This is a genomic window from Dapis brunnea BLCC-M229, from assembly GCF_050015995.1.
Classification (GTDB): Bacteria; Cyanobacteriota; Cyanobacteriia; order Cyanobacteriales; family Microcoleaceae; genus Trichodesmium.
Genome location: NZ_JBNHEP010000059.1, coordinates 1 through 18017 on the forward strand (window position 1 = coordinate 1; position 18017 = coordinate 18017).

Annotated in this window: 15 protein-coding genes and 1 pseudogene; 10 read left to right on the forward strand and 6 right to left on the reverse strand. The window is 35.7% G+C overall.

Annotated features, from left to right (window positions below; all coding sequences use genetic code 11):
• Positions 1–615: 615 nt before the first annotated feature.
• Positions 616–1695, forward strand: a pseudogene (locus ACP6PM_RS06435) (ATP-grasp domain-containing protein).
• A gap of 676 nt (positions 1696–2371) precedes the next feature.
• Positions 2372–2977 carry an ATP-dependent Clp endopeptidase proteolytic subunit ClpP gene (gene clpP / locus ACP6PM_RS06440; RefSeq protein ID WP_426582915.1) on the forward strand — a complete coding sequence of 202 codons (606 nt, stop codon included), beginning with the start codon at positions 2372–2374 and terminating at the stop codon, positions 2975–2977.
• A 584-nt stretch (positions 2978–3561) separates the two neighbouring features.
• On the opposite strand, the gene ACP6PM_RS06445 is transcribed toward clpP, so the two are convergent.
• Positions 3562–4716 (reverse strand): hypothetical protein, encoded by a 1155-nt coding sequence (locus ACP6PM_RS06445; protein WP_426582917.1) that lies wholly within the window; start codon positions 4714–4716, stop codon positions 3562–3564.
• 159 nt (positions 4717–4875) lie between these two features.
• Positions 4876–4998: a hypothetical protein gene (locus ACP6PM_RS06450; protein ID WP_426582919.1), complete on the reverse strand. Its 123-nt coding sequence runs from the start codon at positions 4996–4998 to the stop codon at positions 4876–4878.
• A 203-nt stretch (positions 4999–5201) separates the two neighbouring features.
• On the opposite strand from ACP6PM_RS06450, the gene ACP6PM_RS06455 reads away from it, so the two are divergent.
• Positions 5202–5402, forward strand: coding sequence for a zinc ribbon domain-containing protein (locus tag ACP6PM_RS06455; protein ID WP_426582921.1), 201 nt, complete (start codon positions 5202–5204; stop codon positions 5400–5402).
• A gap of 153 nt (positions 5403–5555) precedes the next feature.
• On the opposite strand, the gene ACP6PM_RS06460 is transcribed toward ACP6PM_RS06455, so the two are convergent.
• Both ACP6PM_RS06460 and ACP6PM_RS06465 read right to left on the reverse strand, forming a co-directional pair.
• The gene (locus tag ACP6PM_RS06460; RefSeq protein ID WP_426582923.1) at positions 5556–5762 is read right to left on the reverse strand and encodes a hypothetical protein; all 207 of its coding nucleotides are present in this window, start codon (positions 5760–5762) and stop codon (positions 5556–5558) included.
• A 343-nt stretch (positions 5763–6105) separates the two neighbouring features.
• Entirely contained in the window at positions 6106–6270 is a 165-nt protein-coding gene (locus ACP6PM_RS06465) for a hypothetical protein (protein ID WP_426582925.1), read from the reverse strand.
• A gap of 323 nt (positions 6271–6593) precedes the next feature.
• On the opposite strand from ACP6PM_RS06465, the gene ACP6PM_RS06470 reads away from it, so the two are divergent.
• The 5 genes from ACP6PM_RS06470 (at position 6594) to ACP6PM_RS06490 (ending at position 12529) form a co-directional block, all read left to right on the forward strand.
• On the forward strand, positions 6594–8900 hold the full coding sequence (locus tag ACP6PM_RS06470) for a ribonuclease R family protein (RefSeq protein WP_426582927.1): 2307 nt from the start codon (positions 6594–6596) through the stop codon (positions 8898–8900).
• 823 nt (positions 8901–9723) lie between these two features.
• Positions 9724–10356: a flavin prenyltransferase UbiX gene (locus tag ACP6PM_RS06475; RefSeq protein ID WP_426582929.1), complete on the forward strand. Its 633-nt coding sequence runs from the start codon at positions 9724–9726 to the stop codon at positions 10354–10356.
• Positions 10349–11089: a hypothetical protein gene (locus ACP6PM_RS06480; protein WP_426582931.1), complete on the forward strand. Its 741-nt coding sequence runs from the start codon at positions 10349–10351 to the stop codon at positions 11087–11089. Before ACP6PM_RS06475 ends, ACP6PM_RS06480 begins: the two co-directional genes overlap by 8 nt.
• Positions 11090–11231: 142 nt before the next feature.
• A complete protein-coding gene (locus ACP6PM_RS06485) occupies positions 11232–11789 on the forward strand; it encodes a shikimate kinase (protein WP_426582933.1) in 558 nt (185 codons plus the stop codon).
• Between the two features lie 602 nt (positions 11790–12391).
• Positions 12392–12529 carry a hypothetical protein gene (locus ACP6PM_RS06490; protein WP_426582935.1) on the forward strand — a complete coding sequence of 46 codons (138 nt, stop codon included), beginning with the start codon at positions 12392–12394 and terminating at the stop codon, positions 12527–12529.
• Positions 12530–12878: 349 nt separating this feature from the next.
• Here ACP6PM_RS06490 and ACP6PM_RS06495 read toward each other — a convergent pair whose 3' ends face one another.
• Positions 12879–13304, reverse strand: coding sequence for a hypothetical protein (locus tag ACP6PM_RS06495; protein ID WP_426582937.1), 426 nt, complete (start codon positions 13302–13304; stop codon positions 12879–12881).
• Between the two features lie 6 nt (positions 13305–13310).
• Positions 13311–13715 carry an NIL domain-containing protein gene (locus tag ACP6PM_RS06500; protein WP_426582939.1) on the reverse strand — a complete coding sequence of 135 codons (405 nt, stop codon included), beginning with the start codon at positions 13713–13715 and terminating at the stop codon, positions 13311–13313.
• A 344-nt stretch (positions 13716–14059) separates the two neighbouring features.
• On the opposite strand from ACP6PM_RS06500, the gene ACP6PM_RS06505 reads away from it, so the two are divergent.
• Positions 14060–14641 carry a thioredoxin family protein gene (locus ACP6PM_RS06505; RefSeq protein ID WP_426582940.1) on the forward strand — a complete coding sequence of 194 codons (582 nt, stop codon included), beginning with the start codon at positions 14060–14062 and terminating at the stop codon, positions 14639–14641.
• A gap of 869 nt (positions 14642–15510) precedes the next feature.
• Positions 15511–18003 (forward strand): GAF domain-containing sensor histidine kinase, encoded by a 2493-nt coding sequence (locus tag ACP6PM_RS06510; protein WP_426582943.1) that lies wholly within the window; start codon positions 15511–15513, stop codon positions 18001–18003.
• The last annotated feature ends 14 nt before the right edge of the window (positions 18004–18017 follow it).

An 18017-nucleotide genomic window follows, 5' to 3' on the forward strand; every position in this document is an offset into this window, starting at 1 on the left:
GTTATAGTAATAAGTCGGCCGAGATAGAATATTTTTTACATCCTTTCCATCAAAGAAGTACCCAATGAAAATCTCCAAAATAGTCATCAGAAAAATTCCTTTTTTTCCAGAATCAAGCCCTTACAAAAAACTCAGACGTTATAGTAATAAGTCGGCGGAGATAGAAGATTTTATCCATCCCTTCTATCAAAGAAGTAGCCAATGAAAATCTCCAAAGTAGTCATCAGAAAAATTCTCGACAGATACTCAGACGTTATAGTAATGAGTCGGCCGAGATAGAATATTTTCTGCATCCTTTCCATCAAAAAGATAGCCAATGAAAATCTCCAAAGTAGTCATCAGAAAAATTCTCGATAGATGCTCAGACGTTATAGTAAGGCTACAAATATCAGTAGTGGAATAAATTTTTCAGAAAAGTCTAAGTTGACAAGGGTTCAGCAACTTTCTTAATACCAAATTATAGTGGCATCTGCTATTATAATAAAACATACTTGCTATTTTATATTTTCAAAATTAACTATGTTCTTTGTAGATAAACCATACGTTTCAGAATTTTTTAAAGCTACTGTTAGAGATAATGCTATTCCTGTAGTAGGTACAGATATAGCTTAAAAAATGAACCTTTATAATGGCACAAAGATAATTACTGAAGAGCAAGCAATTGAGATAGTTAAACAATTAGATAATCCAATTATTTACACTACTTCTGAAAATTCCTATCATTGGATATCAGAACATTTCTATTTTACCGATATACCTGAAAAAATAGAGCTATTTAAGAATAAGTGGAAATTCCGGCAGCTAACGAAATCAATCTTTCCCAACTTCTACTTCAAAGAAATACCTAAAAAAGACCTAAAAACAATTGAACTTGATAAAATTCCCATACCATTTATTATTAAACCAACAATTGGTTTTTTGAGCATGGGAGTTTATCAAGTCTCAAGTTATGAGGAATGGCTGAAAACCATCGATTTAATCACAGAGGAAATAGATCAAACAATAAACTTATATCCTGAAAGTGTATTGAATACTAATTCATTTATCATTGAAGAGTATATAGACGGCGAAGAATTTGCTATTGATGCTTATTATAACTCCATTGGCTAACCAGTTATCCTGGGGATTTTTAAACATATATTTTCTTCAGAAAATAGTGTTAGTGACAGAGTTTATTATTCATCCAAAGAAATTATTGAAAGTAACCTTGACGAATTTACAAATTTTCTCGAAAAAATTGGTAATTTGGCTAAAGTGAAAAACTTTCCAGTACATATTGAGTTGAGAAGAAATAGTAATGGTCTTTTATTACCTATTGAAGTAAATCCAATTCGATTTGGTGGTTGGTGCAGTACCGCATATTTATCTTTCTTAGCTTATGGTTTTAACTCCTACTTATATTTTTACTACCAAAAAAAGCCAGATTGGTGTCAAGTTATTCAAGGAAAAGAAGGAAAATTATTTAGCTTGGTTATATTAGATAATTCGACTGGTAAAAACGTTAATGAGATTACATCATTTAATTATGATAAATTGCTGGCAAATTTTGAAAAACCCGTGGAGTTAAGAAAGATAGATTACAAACAATATTCTATCTTTGGTATCTTGTTTATAGAAACTAAAGAGGAAAATTTTCGGGAAATTCAAAACATTTTAGATTCAGACCTAAGTGAATTTATCACAGTCGATAGATAGTATTTTTTTTCATCCTTACCTTACAAATATCAGTAGTGGAATAAATTTTTCAGAAAAGTCTCAGTTGAAAAAGGGTTCAGCAATTTTCTTAATGCTAAATTATATTTGTATCTACCACATCCTATCTTTAGTATCCTGTTTATAGAAACTAAAGAGGAAAATTTTCGGGAAATTCAAAATATCTTAAGATGCAGACCTAAGTGAATTTATCACAGTCAATAAATAGTATTTTTTTCATCCTTACCCTACAAATATCAGTAGTAGAATAAATTTTTCAGAAAAGTCTAAGTTGAAAAAAGGTTCAGCTATTTTCTTAATGCTAAATTATATTTGTATCTGCCACATCCGATCTTTGGTATCCTGTTTAGAGAAACTAGAGAAGAAAATTTTCGGGAAATTCAAAACATTTTAGATTCAGAGCAAAGTGAATTTATCACAGTCGATAAATAGGTTAATATATTTAGGATTGATGTTACGTTTTTGATTCAATTGAAATATTTTAGAGGAATATTAGAAAAAGATATCAAATGGCTTCTACATAACAAACCCTAATAATATCTAGCTAAATTCAAATCAAAAAAAGTTTGCTAAAGTTAGACTCTAATCGCTAATATATACATATTATTGATGTCAATATTGTTGACCTTTAAATTTTGAAAATTTTGAGTTAAAGACTATGATTCCAACCGTTATTGAACAATCTGGCCGTGGCGAAAGAGCCTTCGATATCTACTCTCGACTCTTGCGCGATCGCATAATTTATCTAGGAGAAGCCATAGATTCTGACTTGGCCAACCTGATCGTAGGCCAATTATTATTTTTAGACTCAGAAGACCCAGAAAAAGATATTTATCTCTATATAAACTCCCCCGGTGGTTCCGTTAGTGCTGGGATGGGTATTTATGACACAATGAGACACGTTCGGCCCGATGTCTGTACTATTTGTATGGGAATAGCTGCTAGTATGGGAGCATTTCTTCTGAGTGGAGGAACAAAAGGCAAAAGAATGAGTCTACCCAACTCCCGCATTATGATTCATCAACCATTAGGCGGTGCCCAAGGTCAAGCTACAGATATTGAAATTCAAGCTAAAGAGATATTGTACCTCAAAAAATATCTCAATGAATGTTTAGCAGAACATACAGGTCAACCCATAGAAAAAATTACCGAAGATACAGAAAGAGACTTTTTTATGTCAGCCACAGAAGCAATGGAATACGGCATAATAGACCAAGTTTATAACCGTAATCCCTCAAATTCTCAACCTATATCTCCATCTTAGGGAGTAGGGAGTAGGGAGTAGGGAGTAATTAAGAGTCAGAAGTAAGCCGGGAATTCTAGAGGAAGTAGTCGAAAGAATTGTCCCCTAGTTTTGCCCCTATTCCTATTCAATTAACTATAGAAGCCATTTGGTATCTTTACTCGTGATTAAATTTTTGAGTTACGAGTCTGGAGTGGTTATTAGGCAATACAGGAAAAAAATTGAAAAATGTTCCCTTCTTCCCTACTTTTTAAGATTAAAATTAAATTTTTCCCATCATTAAATCTTTCCATCTATTAACTTCCCTAGTGGAAAATCACAAACATTTTCATTCTCTGAAGCTCTTAAAAAATCGCACGTCAAAAGATTTTCGGTTACATCTTCACAGTTTTTGTGATATAGTAAAGTTTAGATGGTTTATATCGCCCATATACATGATTTTTAATTCAACAAAGGCGTAAATGTTGTATAGAGGAAAATCAATGTAAAAGAACCAAATTGTTTCTATAGGCCGCCAGGGCGGTTAGGACATTCTCACTCCTCTCAAATTTAGTTAGTGCTGCAAATTTAACTTCTAACTTCTAACTTCTGAGTCCTAACTTCATCTATTCCGGCGTATCCCACCCCTCTAAACGTTGTAAAAAATCTTGCAATTTATCAAATGAAAGGCGTGTACGACCCTCCTCTCCATAATTTTGTTTGAGAAAAGTTTTTCCTTTTGTAGCATTCCAACCCAAACGTTTAATTTCAGTAGTAGTTTTGGCAAATACCTCCAAATACAGCAAAAAACTTTGTAATTCATCTACACTTAATTGTTCCAGAGATTCTTTATTGTGGTTATATTCAAAATAATCTTTTTGTTGCTTTGCTTTCCAACCTTGACCCTTAATTTCCTTGGTTACTTTCTGTAGCATATCTAAATATTGATGGAAATCCAATAACTCTTCAGTTGTTAAAAATTGGCGTGTTTTTTGACCATAATTTTGCTCTAGAAAATCTCGCTCCTGCTCTTTTGTCCATCCCAAACCATCCATTAAGATATCTATACTGACATTATTATCAGATACATCCTGTGATAAATCTGAGGAATAAATTTCATTATTACTATTTATTGACTCAGCTAAGTCTCTTCTCAAATTTATTGGTTCTGATGTAGTTATTTTACTTTCTAGATGATTTGTCGAATCCATTAGTGATTCTGTAGTTTCATCAATCTTTTTTTCCTTTTGTTCCTGACTATAGTCTGTATCTAACCAACTATTATCAAATGCACTTGAATTTTGAGTAGGCTGAGAAACATCATCATAATTAATACTAGACTCTGCTGTTAGTAATTCCTCTTTTTCGAGTGGGGTAGAAATTTCTGATGCCTCTAACCCAGACGAAACAGTTGGACTATCAGAAACTTCATTTAAATCTAGATTTAATCCTGCTGTTGGTAATTCCTCTGTTTTTATTTGTAAAGGAGTATTGACATATTTTGTAAATTGTGGTTCATGTTTGGTAGCAGATGGAGATGGAGAAAGTTCAATAGAAGTTTGAGGTGCAGAAAAAGATGTATCAAGTGTAAGAGTAGCAAGCGATCGCTCTCTGGCTTTGTCTTCCGCCAACTCCACAGTATCAGCAGACCCTAATCCAGTGGCTAAAGTTTCACCATTCACCTGGACTAAGACACGAACTACATACTTGCCATTATGAATAGTAATTAACTCACAGATGAAGCAACCTCTAGGATAAGAAGCTCGAAAACGTTCTAACATAATTCTTTACTTGGTGAAACCTGAAGAAATTTCAATGTCCAATTTAGTACATTAGCAAAAATTACTTTTGCCAGAAGTCTAATTTGAAGCTATCATAAAATTTAACCAAAAACAGGCCAAATCACAATATAAGGCCATTAAAACAACAATAGGGGGAGGTTAACAGAAGTAGCCACGGCGAGGGAAATATTTCTCTAATAAATTCTCCATTGCCTCAATTTGCTTACTCCACCAAATAGAAATTGCTCCACCTATGCCCACTAATTCTGAATCAATCTTCAATTGTTTTGGTAATTAGTCTATTGGAGGAGGGTTAGTAACTGTTGGCGATAATCTGGTATTATCTATAAATAATCTCCAATTATCTGTCTTATAAAAATAGCTCGACTACATAGCAAAATAGCCAACATCAGAAAAGATGACATAAATTAAGTTTAAATCCTATTTAGCTAAAAACCAAAGTCGGATAGTAATTGAAGACTTAAATGAATCAGGATAAGCTAGCAAATGCTGTTGCTTCTATAGGTTTTTATGAATTTAGAAGGCAGCTAGAGTACAAGTGTGAACTATATGGTGGGGAACTAATCATCATTGATAGATCATTTCCTAGCTCTAAAACTTGCTCTAATTGTGGGAACATCAAACAATCTTTGGTCTTTGTCCGAGAGAGTGTTCAATTGCTCTAACTGTGGGTTCAGTTGTGATAAAGACTTAAATGCTAGGAGAGAATCTAGCTATGGCGGTCAGTTATGCCGTGGCAGCTTGTCGACTGGTGAGTGCCGACACTGCCAGGACGAAGCAGAAATAGAAATAGACAACAAATCAGATAATTCCATATTTTATTGATTTTCGTAGATTTCTACTAACAGCAAACCCAATAAGCATTTTATGTCTGAAAGGAAAGCTGTGAGTTTAGCTAGTAGTGGAGCTTGGTGAAAATAACCCGTTACCTGCAAAATCATAAAAGCTTTACCAATCAATACTTTTGACTTCCGTGTAGCGGCACTAGGTACTTGACAAACAAGACAGGCCAAAATTAGTGACAATTTCTTATAGAATAAATAAACAAAAAATAGACATCTCCAGAAAATAAACTTGTCCTTTATTTACCATAAGCCAGAGTTGTAAAATTTCCTAACAAAATCATTTTCTGTACATTTTTACTTAAAATCTCTTGCCTGTTCCCAGTTAAGTGTTCCCTGTTCCCTACTTTTACAAAAAGTCTATATATTTTTCGGAGAGGTCTAATGGGCTATCTTAAAGTTAGTTAGAGCGTTTCAACGGCTGGGTGAATAACGACACACGGGTTTTGATTTTGGCATAATCTGCTACAATTAATGTTTGGCTGCAAGATAATGAACTGTTCTAGTTAAAAGTGAGACTCCTGAATTACCCAAACAACGGGTTTTTGAAATCCACAGTATGACCAGTCAATGGCAATGTAGCAGAACAGGGAGTGCTACCAACTCGAAACGGCAGGATGCCCACCTGACTATAAAATGCTGTAATGGGAATATCCCCAAAGGAAGTTTTGATGGTCTCAAGCAAAGACATCAAAATCCCAGACTGTTTCGCTACGCGACATGTTTGCGGAGCATTCGGTAGGAAAGGTAGCCCAAAATTTAGCTATGGCAGTCAGTTCGACCGTTATAGCCTGTGGACTGGAGAGTGCCGACACTTCCAGGTTTAAGCAGGAATAGAAGTAGACAATCAATCAGATAATCTATAGAAGTTAGCTGATTTTTGTAGATTTCTAGGAACGGAAAACTAGCATGAACGCAACCGATCTGCTAACTTGAGGAAACCAGGGTGAAATACTGAATGGCAGACTAATTTATAGAATAGTATAACCGATAAGAAAAAGGATAAAACGCTGCATGAAATTTTCCATCGCTACACTCCTAGCAAATTTCAGTGATGACAAATTAGTTGCTCCCAAAGCAGTGGAGAAAAAACTAGATTGTCAGGACGATCAAAGTATCCGCAAATTACAAATTGCCTTAGATGCTCTAGAAAAAATAGGAGTTCTAGCCAAAGACAAAGGTCGCTATCGGCGACTTTTGGAAGAGGCAGTTGTAGAAGCAAAACTTCGCTGTTCCAGTAAAGGATTTTGCTTCGCCATACAAGACTCAGAAGGAACAGAAGATATTTACATTCGGGAAAGTCATCTGAGTAATGCTTGGAATGGCGATCGCGTATTTGTCAAAATTATCAAAGAAGGCAGTCGTCGCCGGAGTCCGGAAGGAGAAGTAAAGTTAATATTAGAACGTGCTAACCCTTCCTTATTAGCAAGAATCAAACAAATCAATGGGCACAATGGAGATCCCTACTATCGAGCAGTTCCCCTAGACGATCGCCTACTATTTGAACTCGACTTAGTACCAGAAGGTCCAGACTTAGCAGGTGCTATAGACCACCTTGTCCATGTCGAAGTATTGCGTTATCCCCTAGGAGAAAAACGTCCTATAGGAAGAGTAGTTCAGATTCTTGGTTCAGATGCAGAAGCAGCAGATGACCTAGACATAGTATGTTGCAAACATGACTTACCCCGGTCTTTTCCGGATGCAGTTCTCAAAGAAGCTGAATCTCTAGTTAACCATTCTACTAAAGCAGATCAAAAAAATAGACTAGATTTGCGTGAACTACTCACAATTTCTTTTGGAGAAATCAACAAGAAAGACATTAATCATGCTCTGAGTATAGAAACTACAACCTCTGGTTATTGGCGAGTAGGAGTTCACATTGCTGATGTAGCCTACTTTATTAAAGCAGACTCCCAACTAGATAAAGAAGCTCGTAAGCGAAGTATCAGTATATACCTGCGAAATCAAGTAGTTCCTATACTACCAGAGGGATTATCAAGTGATTACTTTTCCCTACTACCAGAAAAAGATCGACTAGCTATATCTATTTTGATAACTGTCAATAAAAACGGTCAGATAGTTGAGTTTGAAATTGAACCTAGTGTCATCCAGGTAGATGCTCATCTCAGCTATGAGCAAACAAGAAAAATTATTAATGGCAATACAGAGGAATTAGTTAATATAAACTTAGAGCAACTCGAGAGTGCCATCAATAAACTTCAAGATGTTAGTCAAGCAGTCCGAAGTGCCAGATTACGAAGAGGTGCTTTTGACCTAAATTTACCAGATGAAAAAAGCTACTATAACGATGAAGGACCCTTAGGAGCAATGATAGTTCCTGAGATGTTTCCAGCTCGTTCCATGGTAGCAGAATTAATCGTCTTGGCAAACCAAGCAATAGCGAGTCACTTGCTAGCACTAGGAGTACCTGCAATTTATCGGGTCCAAAATTCCCCAGATCCAGGAGATATTCAAGAATTTATTAAGTTAGCTAGCAATCTTGGAGCTGACTTATATCTAGAAGATGAAGAAGATGTACAACCAGCTGACTATCAAGCATTTGTTGAGGCATTTACTGCACCAAAATCAGAAAGAGTGCTAACATACTTGCTCGAAGATACTTTGAAGCAAGTAATTTACAGCACCACGGCTCAACCTCATTTTGGATTAGCCTTACAACATGGTTATATTCATTGTACATCACCAATTTCGAGATATTCCGATTTATTGATTTCACGAGTCTTACATACTGTATTTAATGAAGGTCGCGATCGCCGTTCTAGTCGTTCTAAAGAAGGTGTAGAGTTAGGACATTCTTCATGTCATGGCAAAATATCCTGGAATGTTTTAGCTCCAGAAATACAGCAAGAATTGGAAGCACAACTAACATCAGTAGTGGTGCATTTAACTGAACGAGAAAACGTGGCACAGGATGCTCAACAAGACTTAGAAGGATTAATTAAAACTGGATTAATGAAGGAACGCACTGGTCAAACTTTCCAAGGTTTGATTACAGGAGTGCAGTCTTACGGTTTCTTTGTAGAAATTGAAATTGCCTCTGAGTCTACAGAAACTTTCAGAGTAGAGGGTTTAGTTCATGTATCTTCTCTGAAAGATGATTGGTATGAATATCGTTCGCGACAACAAACACTTGTCGGACGCAAAAACCGTAACCAATACCGACTAGGAGATATGGTAGAAGTACAGGTCAAGAGTGTTGATTATTATCGCCAGCAAATTGACTTAGTTGCAGTCAGTGGTGGCAGCACCGCTTTTGATGATGAAGAATTCTCCTCCTCGAGTAATCCTTATCGGTTCTAATTAATAGACATCTCCGGAAATTAAGATTTAACAACCTTTTTATAGTTGTTTCAAGTGAATTATCGGAGATGTCTAATTAGGGCTTGCTGATTAAATATCAAAGCACTGACAGATATTGCTTTGAGCCTTTTTTGGTCGAAAAAAGTGCGCCTGTTTCGGTCCAAAAAGCTCATGCATGCTAGTATTTTGGGATGATTATGGCAGAAAAATCTTGGGACAATTTTTACGACTACCTCCTCTATAATCTCCATTTCTCCAGTCTCGTGTCTCCAGTCTCGTGTCTCCAGTCTCCTGTCTCCTACCCCTACCAAAAGACTTTCCATAAGCAAACCCTAATTAACAGAGAGTAGGGAAGTGGGCGAGAAATTGAAATACATCCTCTTCCTTTTTTCTAGTTGCTTTGACAAGATATAGCGCTACGCGCAAGTCAAAAGTAATCTCACCAGAGAGTTTTCTGTGTGGAAAAGCTCCGCGTTTTCCGTTTGTCATGCTGTGCAAATATGTTGCGTAGCAAAACGGGATTTAGCAATGTCAAACACCGAGTCGGCGTAGTGCTAAATCCGTTTAATCGCGCTCCGTTCCAGACATGATATAATACTAAATCCGTTTAATTAGGTATAAAAAAATTGTCCTATCTCCATAATTGCCAAATCTTTCTAATATATTGGCATTGTAGATTTAACGAATGATAATTGATTTTCAACTATTTATTAGTTGAGGAAAGATAGATCAAAAAATATCTACTTTTTGATCTATCTTTCCCTGATTTTGCAACCCCAATCTCCTAGCAGATGAAAGGAAGTTTCTGAAGATTTATTCAAACATGAGTAATTTTGTTTCTACTCCTAAACTACCGATAGTTATCGGAGTTACAGGAGCATCAGGACTAATTTACGCTGTTAGAAGCATTAAATTTTTGCTGGCAGCTAATTATACTATTGACTTAGTAGCATCAAAAGCTACTTATTCAGTCTGGCAAGCAGAGAAAAATATTAAAATGCCTGCAGAACCAACTAGACAAGAAAAATTCTGGCGAGAACAAGCTGGAGAAGAAAGTAACGGTAAACTCTATTGTCATCCTTGGCAAGATATAGGGGCAAATGTTGCTAGTGGTTCCTATCGAACTCAGGGTATGATAATTATCCCTTGTAGCATGGGAACAGTAAGTAAGTTAGCTGCTGGATTCAGTTCAGATTTACTAGAGCGGGCAGCAGACGTACAATTAAAAGAAGGTGGTAAACTAATCTTGGTGCCGAGGGAAACACCCTTGAGCTTAATTCATTTACGAAATTTAACTACTCTGGCAGAAGCAGGAGCAAGAATTGTCCCGGCAATCCCGGCCTGGTATCATAATCCCCAAACTATAGAAGATTTGGTAGACTTTGTGGTAGCTCGTGCTTTAGATCAATTTGGTTTAGATTGTGTTCCTATTAAACGGTGGATAGGCCATGAATAAAAGTCGGAATTTACTATTGTTATTTTTTTTAATCTTTGTAATCAGTGGGTTGGCCTTATTTGCTTGGCAAAATTGGTCTCCTAGTTTGTCCTTAACTTTTCTGGGGTTAAAATCTATACCTATACCTCTATCTGTATGGATTTTAGGAGGTCTGATTGCAGGTATAATCACTTACTTGTTGATTTATGGCATCTTTGAACTTTCCAATTACCTGTTTAAACGAAGTTTTCAACCTTCCAGACCTCGCTCTAGAAAATCTCAGCATCAAAATCAAACTGGGCAAGGTAGGGATAGATATTCACAGTCTCAAGGAATATCAGATTCTCAAAGCTCCTTTAACCTGAATAAAGATTCTGAACCAACTAAGGAAGATGAAAACTTTGATGACTGGGAACAAGGACCTCCTAAAGTTAGTCATTCTTGGGACAGTAGTACCAGCGAACAAAATATTGAAGAGGCACAAGGGTCTGTTAATCAAGATTCTACACAGAAAAATTATGAAGCGGAACAACAGCCAAAAACAGAGTCTTGGTCGGGTTCTGTCTATTCTTATGGTTATCGCGACCCTAGTAGTTCTGGGGTTGGTCAAACCGAATCTGTGTATGATGCAGATTATCGGGTGATTACTCCTCCCCCTCCTGCAGATCCATCTAAACCTACTGAAAATGAAGAGACTGAAGGCGAAGTTCCTGAGCAAGCTAATAAACCAGGTGGTCAGTCAGAGCCAGAATAAGTTTGGTTAAGTTTAATAGTTTTTCCGTATAGTCACTCTTAACGAAGTCAGAAGTTGTTTTTGTCAAGGGTATTTTGAGCAATCCTCCAAAAACATTCTGCCTTAGGGGGCGGGGTTTTAGACCTAATTATTTTGATAAGTTATGGATATTGGTAATAGGCAATTGTTAGAGGGAGTAAATCTTTATTTAGTCGGAATGATGGGCGCTGGCAAAACAACTGTGGGACATTTGTTAGCCCAACAATTGGGATATCGTTTTCTAGATACGGATAGTTTGATTTCTCAAGCTGCTGGCAAGTCAATTAGCGAAATTTTTGCTACTGAGGGTGAGGCAGCTTTTCGGGAGTTGGAAACAAATATATTATCAGAAGTATGTAGTTACAAAAAATTGACTATTGCAACAGGTGGTGGTATAGTTATAAAACCTTTTAACTGGAGTTATTTACAACATGGTATAGTAGTTTGGTTAGATGTGCCAGTAGAGGTGTTATATAGTCGCTTGCAAGGCGATCGGACTAGACCTTTACTTCAAAATAGTAACCCTTTGGCTAAACTTCAGGCTATTTTGGAGGAAAGAAGGCCGCTTTATGCCAATGCAGATGTTCATGTTACTGTAGATAGTCAAGATACTCCTGAACAATTGACAATGTTAGTGCTAGAAGAAATTAGAAGAGTGGTAAAGTCAAAGATAGTAAGTTAGTCAATGAGTTGTTCATTCCAATTTTTAAATATAAAAAAAATATGAATTCATATTTTTTGTAAAAAAGATTACAGTAATTTCTCCCTATAAGACATTTGTACTAATATGATGATATCTGGGGTGAATTAAAATTGTACATTCATTAATGGATAATGGATAATGGATAATGGATAATTACCTCTCCCTAAAAGGAACAGGATTGACGCGGTAGGGAAAAAATTTATTTCTCTTGGTCGATTGGAGGCAAGCGAGGAGACCTCGCCATCCCATCGTGACGGAATGCTCCGTAAACGACCGCTTTTTCCCCTTGAAAGGGGAGGCTAACAAAGCTGAATTATTTAATTATTTAATTATTTAATTATTAATTATTCGGTAATTGAATATGAAAAACCCCCACCATTGATAGGTAGGGGTCAAGAACAGTTAAACGCTTATTTCTTATTATCTCAGAAATTAACTATTATTGGTAGGTTTATTTGTGACAATTTTTTAAACGTCTATAATAACTATGCTTTACATTTATACAAATACCCTAGGCTAAATTGCTGATATTGATCCTATGTTGCGGTAGAAAATCTAGCACTAAAGTAGCACTCAAAAACATGGTGAAAAACCACAATTTAGCTAAGGGAATTAGTGATTATGGTTGGGGAATTTTGAGGATAATGCTAAGTTACAAAGCAGAAAATAATTATCAAATAAAGTTGCCTGATAAATGGTATGATGTCGAATCCGTTTGATTGGACAGAAAAAAATTCTCCAATGGTCATAACTACGCTCATCAAAGTGATTCTCTCTCCTTCTGATTCCTGACTTTCCCTCCTGGGAGGGGTTAGGTGTGTGTTGACTCAATTACGACTTAAACCTTTCTATAACTGTTTAACCGGATTTGATCTGACCCCTCAAATTTAATTGTCAGATACTGCCTCTCTTCAGGCTTCTCCTACTTCTGAATTCTGGATTCAAAAAAAGTTAAGATAGTAGTATTTTTTGCAACTAGGATTACAGTTATTTTTATCTAAAATTTTGCTTTAGTAATTCCCCACTCCCAACTTGTACAAAATATTCAAACATAAAGAAATAGGATTACTATTTATAGTTTTTGATCAATATGTAAAGTGCAGTTCCCAGAAAAAGACTCCCCTCTGAAATAATTAGTAAAATTCCAAAAGATTGCCATTTTTTTAAACCATAAACTTGAGTCTCTAATTTTGCTAATATCCCTGCAGATACTAATACTAAAGCATGGATAAAAATGTTTATCCATCTAATGAAAACTACAAATAAAAAAGCAATAATAATTGCAGAAATAAAACTAAAAATATCAGATTCAAACCATGGAACTATTGCTTTCAAATCAAGTAAACGAAAGGTTAAAATTGCATAGAATAAAAAAATCCCAGCTATAACAACTAGATATAAAAACAGAGAAACTTCAGCATTGGCTAGACTCCAGCCAAAAATGCTATAACTCATTAAAAGTAGAGTGAAAGAAAGTAAAGGTATTGGTTTCACATTATTTTATAGGTTAGTAGAAATTGCTTTAACTGGACAGGTAGGAATACATTGTTCACATACAATGCAACGGGATCTGACAAAATTGAGACGAAAGGTATCAGGTTGTAAACTTAGAGCTTCTGTAGGACATACACCAGTACATAAACCACAATCTACGCAGCTATTTTCATTGATTAAAATTTCTCTACTAGCTAGACATACATCTATATTTTGCAGTCTCATCCACTCCAGTGCAGCTTCTAACTCATCAATATCTCCTGATAATTCCAGCACTAATTTACCCACTTGATTTGGTGCTACTTGAGCACGAATAATATTAGCAGCAACATTAAAATCTTTTGCTAATCTATAGGTAATCGGCATATGAATTGACCGTTGTGGAAATGTTAACGTTACTCGTTTTTTCACGGATTAATCCTCTTATTCTCAATTAGAAAATTGATTTTTTTCATTATCTGATTATTTAGTTACAGTAGTTTTTATTATATTAGAATACAATAGGGACATTCGACAGAACATCCCTAAAAAAGTTGTATTTTTATTGTGTGGTTGAGCTATCTAAAGTTTGACTAACTAAAACTTGCTGACAACCATATATTTTTCTACCTTGAAATTCTAGTTAATTATACTATATAAGAAGACGACTGTAATTGTCTGGCTTTAACGGCTACCTTGTTTTCATGCCCCCCCTAAAAGAGACATTGCTCTTAACCCTTTTTCGGCAATTGTAATAATTATTTAATTTTCTGACAATGAACGTAAACTCATCTAATCCTACAAACAGTTCCTCTTTGGCGATACGCCTGAGAAATTTCATTATTGTTTTGGTAGCGATCGCTTTATCAGTAACCATTTTTATTGGACTACGAACTGAGACGGCCTCCGTTTCCCTAAATGAAATGGCTGAAACTGCAACACCTCTAGATATAGCGTTAAGTAATGATAAGCCTACCCTAGTTGAATTTTATGCTAATTGGTGTACGACTTGTCAAGCTATGGCTCCTGAGTTGGAGGAAATTAGACAACAATATGCTCAGAATACCAACTTTGTGATGTTGAATGTGGATAATAGCAAGTGGTTACCAGAATTGGTTAAATACCGGGTAGATGGTATTCCCCATTTTGTGTTTTTAGATGGAGAGGGAACTGAAGTTGGCCAGACTATTGGAGAGATACCGAAGTCTGTCATGGCAGCAAATATAGAGGCTTTAGTTGCCGGAAGTTCCTTACCATATAATGGTACAGTTGGTCAAGGTTCTGAATTTGATGCTCCAGTAGCACCAATTAAAGCAAGTCAAGCCGATCCTCGGGTTCATGGTAGTCAAGTACATTGACATCCTCCCGACGTTGCGCTGACGCGACAACGCGGGATTCCCAAACCTCACGATTTGGGTTTCTGCTGCCTCTTTCAGAGGAGCTGCGCTAACATAGCACCTGCCTCCAAGGTCGAACCTCTTTCTGGTCTTACGGTCGCTCCACAGACAAGCCAGCGCGGTCTTGGGGGTCTCCCCCATGAGCGACTGGCGCTGATACTGCTAGCCCAGCAGCCTAGTTTGGGCAAGTATAGCACACTATTGTAAAAACCGCTCTTATTGATTGGTTTTCCCATACGACGCTCCCCTGCGGGAGAGCGCGGGTCTTCAACCAATGTTAAGATAAAAGTATACAAATATTTTTTCCCCTACTCCCTACTCCTTACAGACCTTAAATGCAACCTCCCTACTCCCTTAAAAATTAAAAATGTTAAATTAATCTTGTAAAGGTACTTAATTTATTGCGAGAGCAGGGGAGAGGAAATACTTATTGAAAAGTAAAAATTTTTGAATAAGTATTTCTTCAATACATGATAATTGAAAATAACTTATTATTCTTTAGCAATTCTATTTCAATTGTAATATTTTTGTGGTAGCTAAGAGTCAGGAGTCAGGAGTCATAATTTTCAAGTTTTTTCGTCAATCTTAACTATTATAAAAATTCTCACAAATCATTTAGGATTATTATTTATAAAAAAGTATATTATTCTGAGTTTGTATTAAATCCCTCACCATACTAACATCTACCTCCCATAAACCTAGTTTTTTGTAAAACTTCTATTGCAGGCGGATTTGATATTACATAAATCTCGCCCATAGCTATTTCCTCAAGAATAAAATAACCCCAAGCTTAAGAGGGAGGCTGGCCAAATTAATTTTTCGGAAAAATAATGAACTCTAAACAATTACAAAGGTTGTTAATCTTTTATTCTGCGGTAGGAATATTTACTATCAGTGTATTGTTAGCAATAATAAGTATATTGCCACTCTACAAACAACTTAGAAAAAACGCAGAAAGTAACTTAAAGTTAGCTTTACGAGCTCGAACTGTAGCAGTAGAAGAATTTCTTTTCAGAGCTAAGGATATTGCTGCACAAATTGCTAGTCGTACTCAAGCAAGACGAGAATTAGAATCTTATAACCGCAACCCAAACTATTCTGATGCTGCTGTTTATAAAATGGCAGACTATCTGAAAGATGCTTTTAATCAGACTGAAGATGTGGTTGGAATTAGTCGCTTTGGTCGAGATAATCAATTAGTGGTTGAACTTGGTTTACCCATCCCTCAAGAACATTGGCAATTGCCAATTAAAAAAGTTAAAATTAGCAATCCAATTCGCCTCAAAAATGAATCTTATCTCATTATTAGCCAACCAATTATTAACTCAAAAAAACAACAAGTAGGTACAGATTTGGTTTTATTTAAAACCAAAAGTTTAGAAAAAATTGTCACAAATAATACGGGGCTAGGTCAAAGTGTAGAAGTATTTTTAGGAACCTTAGAAAAACAAGAGGTAAAATTATTTTTGTCCTCCAAAAATGAAAGGGAAAGTTTATCTGAATCAATTGCTAAAGTGTTGGAAAAAACAGTAGTTTCTCAAGAAAATGGACTGATAGTTGTTAAACCAAATTTATGGAGTTATGGTCAAAAAGTTGCCTTTGAACCTGTATCACAAGTAAATTGGGGACTCGCGATCGCCATCAAACGTCAGGAATTGTATGCTCCAGTGAATCGTCAGCTTATTACCATTGGAACTGTCATAATAGTCTTAAGCCTTTTGGGTACTGGTGGCATGGTTATACTACTCCGTCCATTAGCTGGTCAAGTGATTATTCAAACTGATGAACTTGAACAGCAACTAGAAGAAAAAAAACAGGCTTTAGACGAATTAAATTATACTCAACAACAGCTACTTTTGGAAATTCGCCAACGTAAACAAAGCCAAACTAGACTGCAAAATGATAATAAAATATTAATAGAACTTGCTCAAAACCGAGCTGTAAATCAAGGAGATTTGTTAACAGGTATACAAGCAATTACGGAAGCTACTGCAAAAATATTAGAGGTTGAGCGAGTGGGAATCTGGTTGTATGACGACTCAAAAACTTATTTAAAATCTCTAGATTTGTACCAACACAAACTCAATGAACATATTAGAGAAGTAAATCTTAACCTCAAGGATTATCCTAATTATTTGCAAGCGGTTAGTTCACTAAAAGATAATATTATTACAGCTAATGATGCTCGCAACGATCCTAAAACCAAGGAATTTTTAGATAATTATCTTCAACCTTTAAATATTTTTTCTATGCTTGACGCAGGAATTTGGATCGGTGGAGAAATGGTTGGTCTTATCTGTATAGAAAAGTGCAGTCAAATCAAATATTGGACTATTGAGGATGAATTTTTTGTCCGTTCAATTGCTAACATAGTTTCTTTAGCGATTGAAGCTAGCGATCGCAAACTTGCCGAGAGTGCTTTACGAGAATCAGAAGCTCAATTAAGAGCACAAAAACAAGAACTAGAGCAAACCTTAGAAGAACTGAAATGGACTCAAGCTCAGATGATTCAAAGTGAAAAAATGTCGAGCTTAGGTCAAATGGTTGCCGGAGTTGCCCATGAAATTAATAATCCAGTTAACTTTATTCATGGAAATGTTGTTTATGCAACAGATTATACTCAAGACTTGCTCAATTTACTTCAACTCTATCAAAATCATTATCCCTATCCCCATCCTGAAATTGAGAAAGAAATTGAAGCTATTGAATTAAATTTCCTCCAAGAAGATTTCAAAAAAGTGCTCAAATCTATGCAAATTGGAACAGAAAGAATTCTAGAGATTGTTAAATCACTACGAAATTTTTCCCGTCTGGATGAAGCAGAAATTAAAGAAGTCGATCTGCATGAAGGAATAGATAGCACCTTAATGATTTTACAAAATCGCTTCAAACCGAAACCTGGATCTCTTGGTATTGAAGTAATTAAAGAATATGGTCAACTTCCTAATATCAAATGTTATGTAGGACAACTCAATCAAGTATTTATGAATATTATCGGTAATGCGATTGATGCAATTGAAGATGCTCAATCCGATCGAGAAAAACAGTGTGATACTGGTTGTATTCGGATTAAAACTCAAGTAATAGAAGATAATCGGGTACAAATTTTAATTGCTGACAATGGGGGAGGAATGAGTGACAAAGTGAGGTCTAATTTATTTGACCCCTTCTTTACCACAAAACCTATTGGAAAAGGAACTGGATTAGGACTTTCGATTAGTTACCAAATTATTGTGGAAAAACATCAAGGAAAACTAGAATGTAATTCTCAGATCGGAAAAGGTACAGAATTTATAATTACAATTCCGATCGAGTTGAGCTAGATAATTATTACAAA

Excerpts from the sequence above, each read along its gene's own strand:
- ACP6PM_RS06480 (WP_426582931.1), top strand. The coding sequence starts at position 10,349 with ATGAATAAAAGTCGGAATTTACTATTGTTATTTTTTTTAATCTTTGTA.
- ACP6PM_RS06490 (WP_426582935.1), top strand. The coding sequence starts at position 12,392 with ATGGTGAAAAACCACAATTTAGCTAAGGGAATTAGTGATTATGGTTGG.
- ACP6PM_RS06455 (WP_426582921.1), top strand. The coding sequence starts at position 5,202 with ATGAATCAGGATAAGCTAGCAAATGCTGTTGCTTCTATAGGTTTTTAT.
- clpP (WP_426582915.1), top strand. The coding sequence starts at position 2,372 with ATGATTCCAACCGTTATTGAACAATCTGGCCGTGGCGAAAGAGCCTTC.
- ACP6PM_RS06505 (WP_426582940.1), top strand. The coding sequence starts at position 14,060 with ATGAACGTAAACTCATCTAATCCTACAAACAGTTCCTCTTTGGCGATA.
- ACP6PM_RS06445 (WP_426582917.1), bottom strand. The coding sequence starts at position 4,716 with ATGTTAGAACGTTTTCGAGCTTCTTATCCTAGAGGTTGCTTCATCTGT.
- ACP6PM_RS06475 (WP_426582929.1), top strand. The coding sequence starts at position 9,724 with ATGAGTAATTTTGTTTCTACTCCTAAACTACCGATAGTTATCGGAGTT.
- ACP6PM_RS06510 (WP_426582943.1), top strand. The coding sequence starts at position 15,511 with ATGAACTCTAAACAATTACAAAGGTTGTTAATCTTTTATTCTGCGGTA.
- ACP6PM_RS06465 (WP_426582925.1), bottom strand. The coding sequence starts at position 6,270 with ATGTCTTTGCTTGAGACCATCAAAACTTCCTTTGGGGATATTCCCATT.
- ACP6PM_RS06470 (WP_426582927.1), top strand. The coding sequence starts at position 6,594 with ATGAAATTTTCCATCGCTACACTCCTAGCAAATTTCAGTGATGACAAA.
- ACP6PM_RS06485 (WP_426582933.1), top strand. The coding sequence starts at position 11,232 with ATGGATATTGGTAATAGGCAATTGTTAGAGGGAGTAAATCTTTATTTA.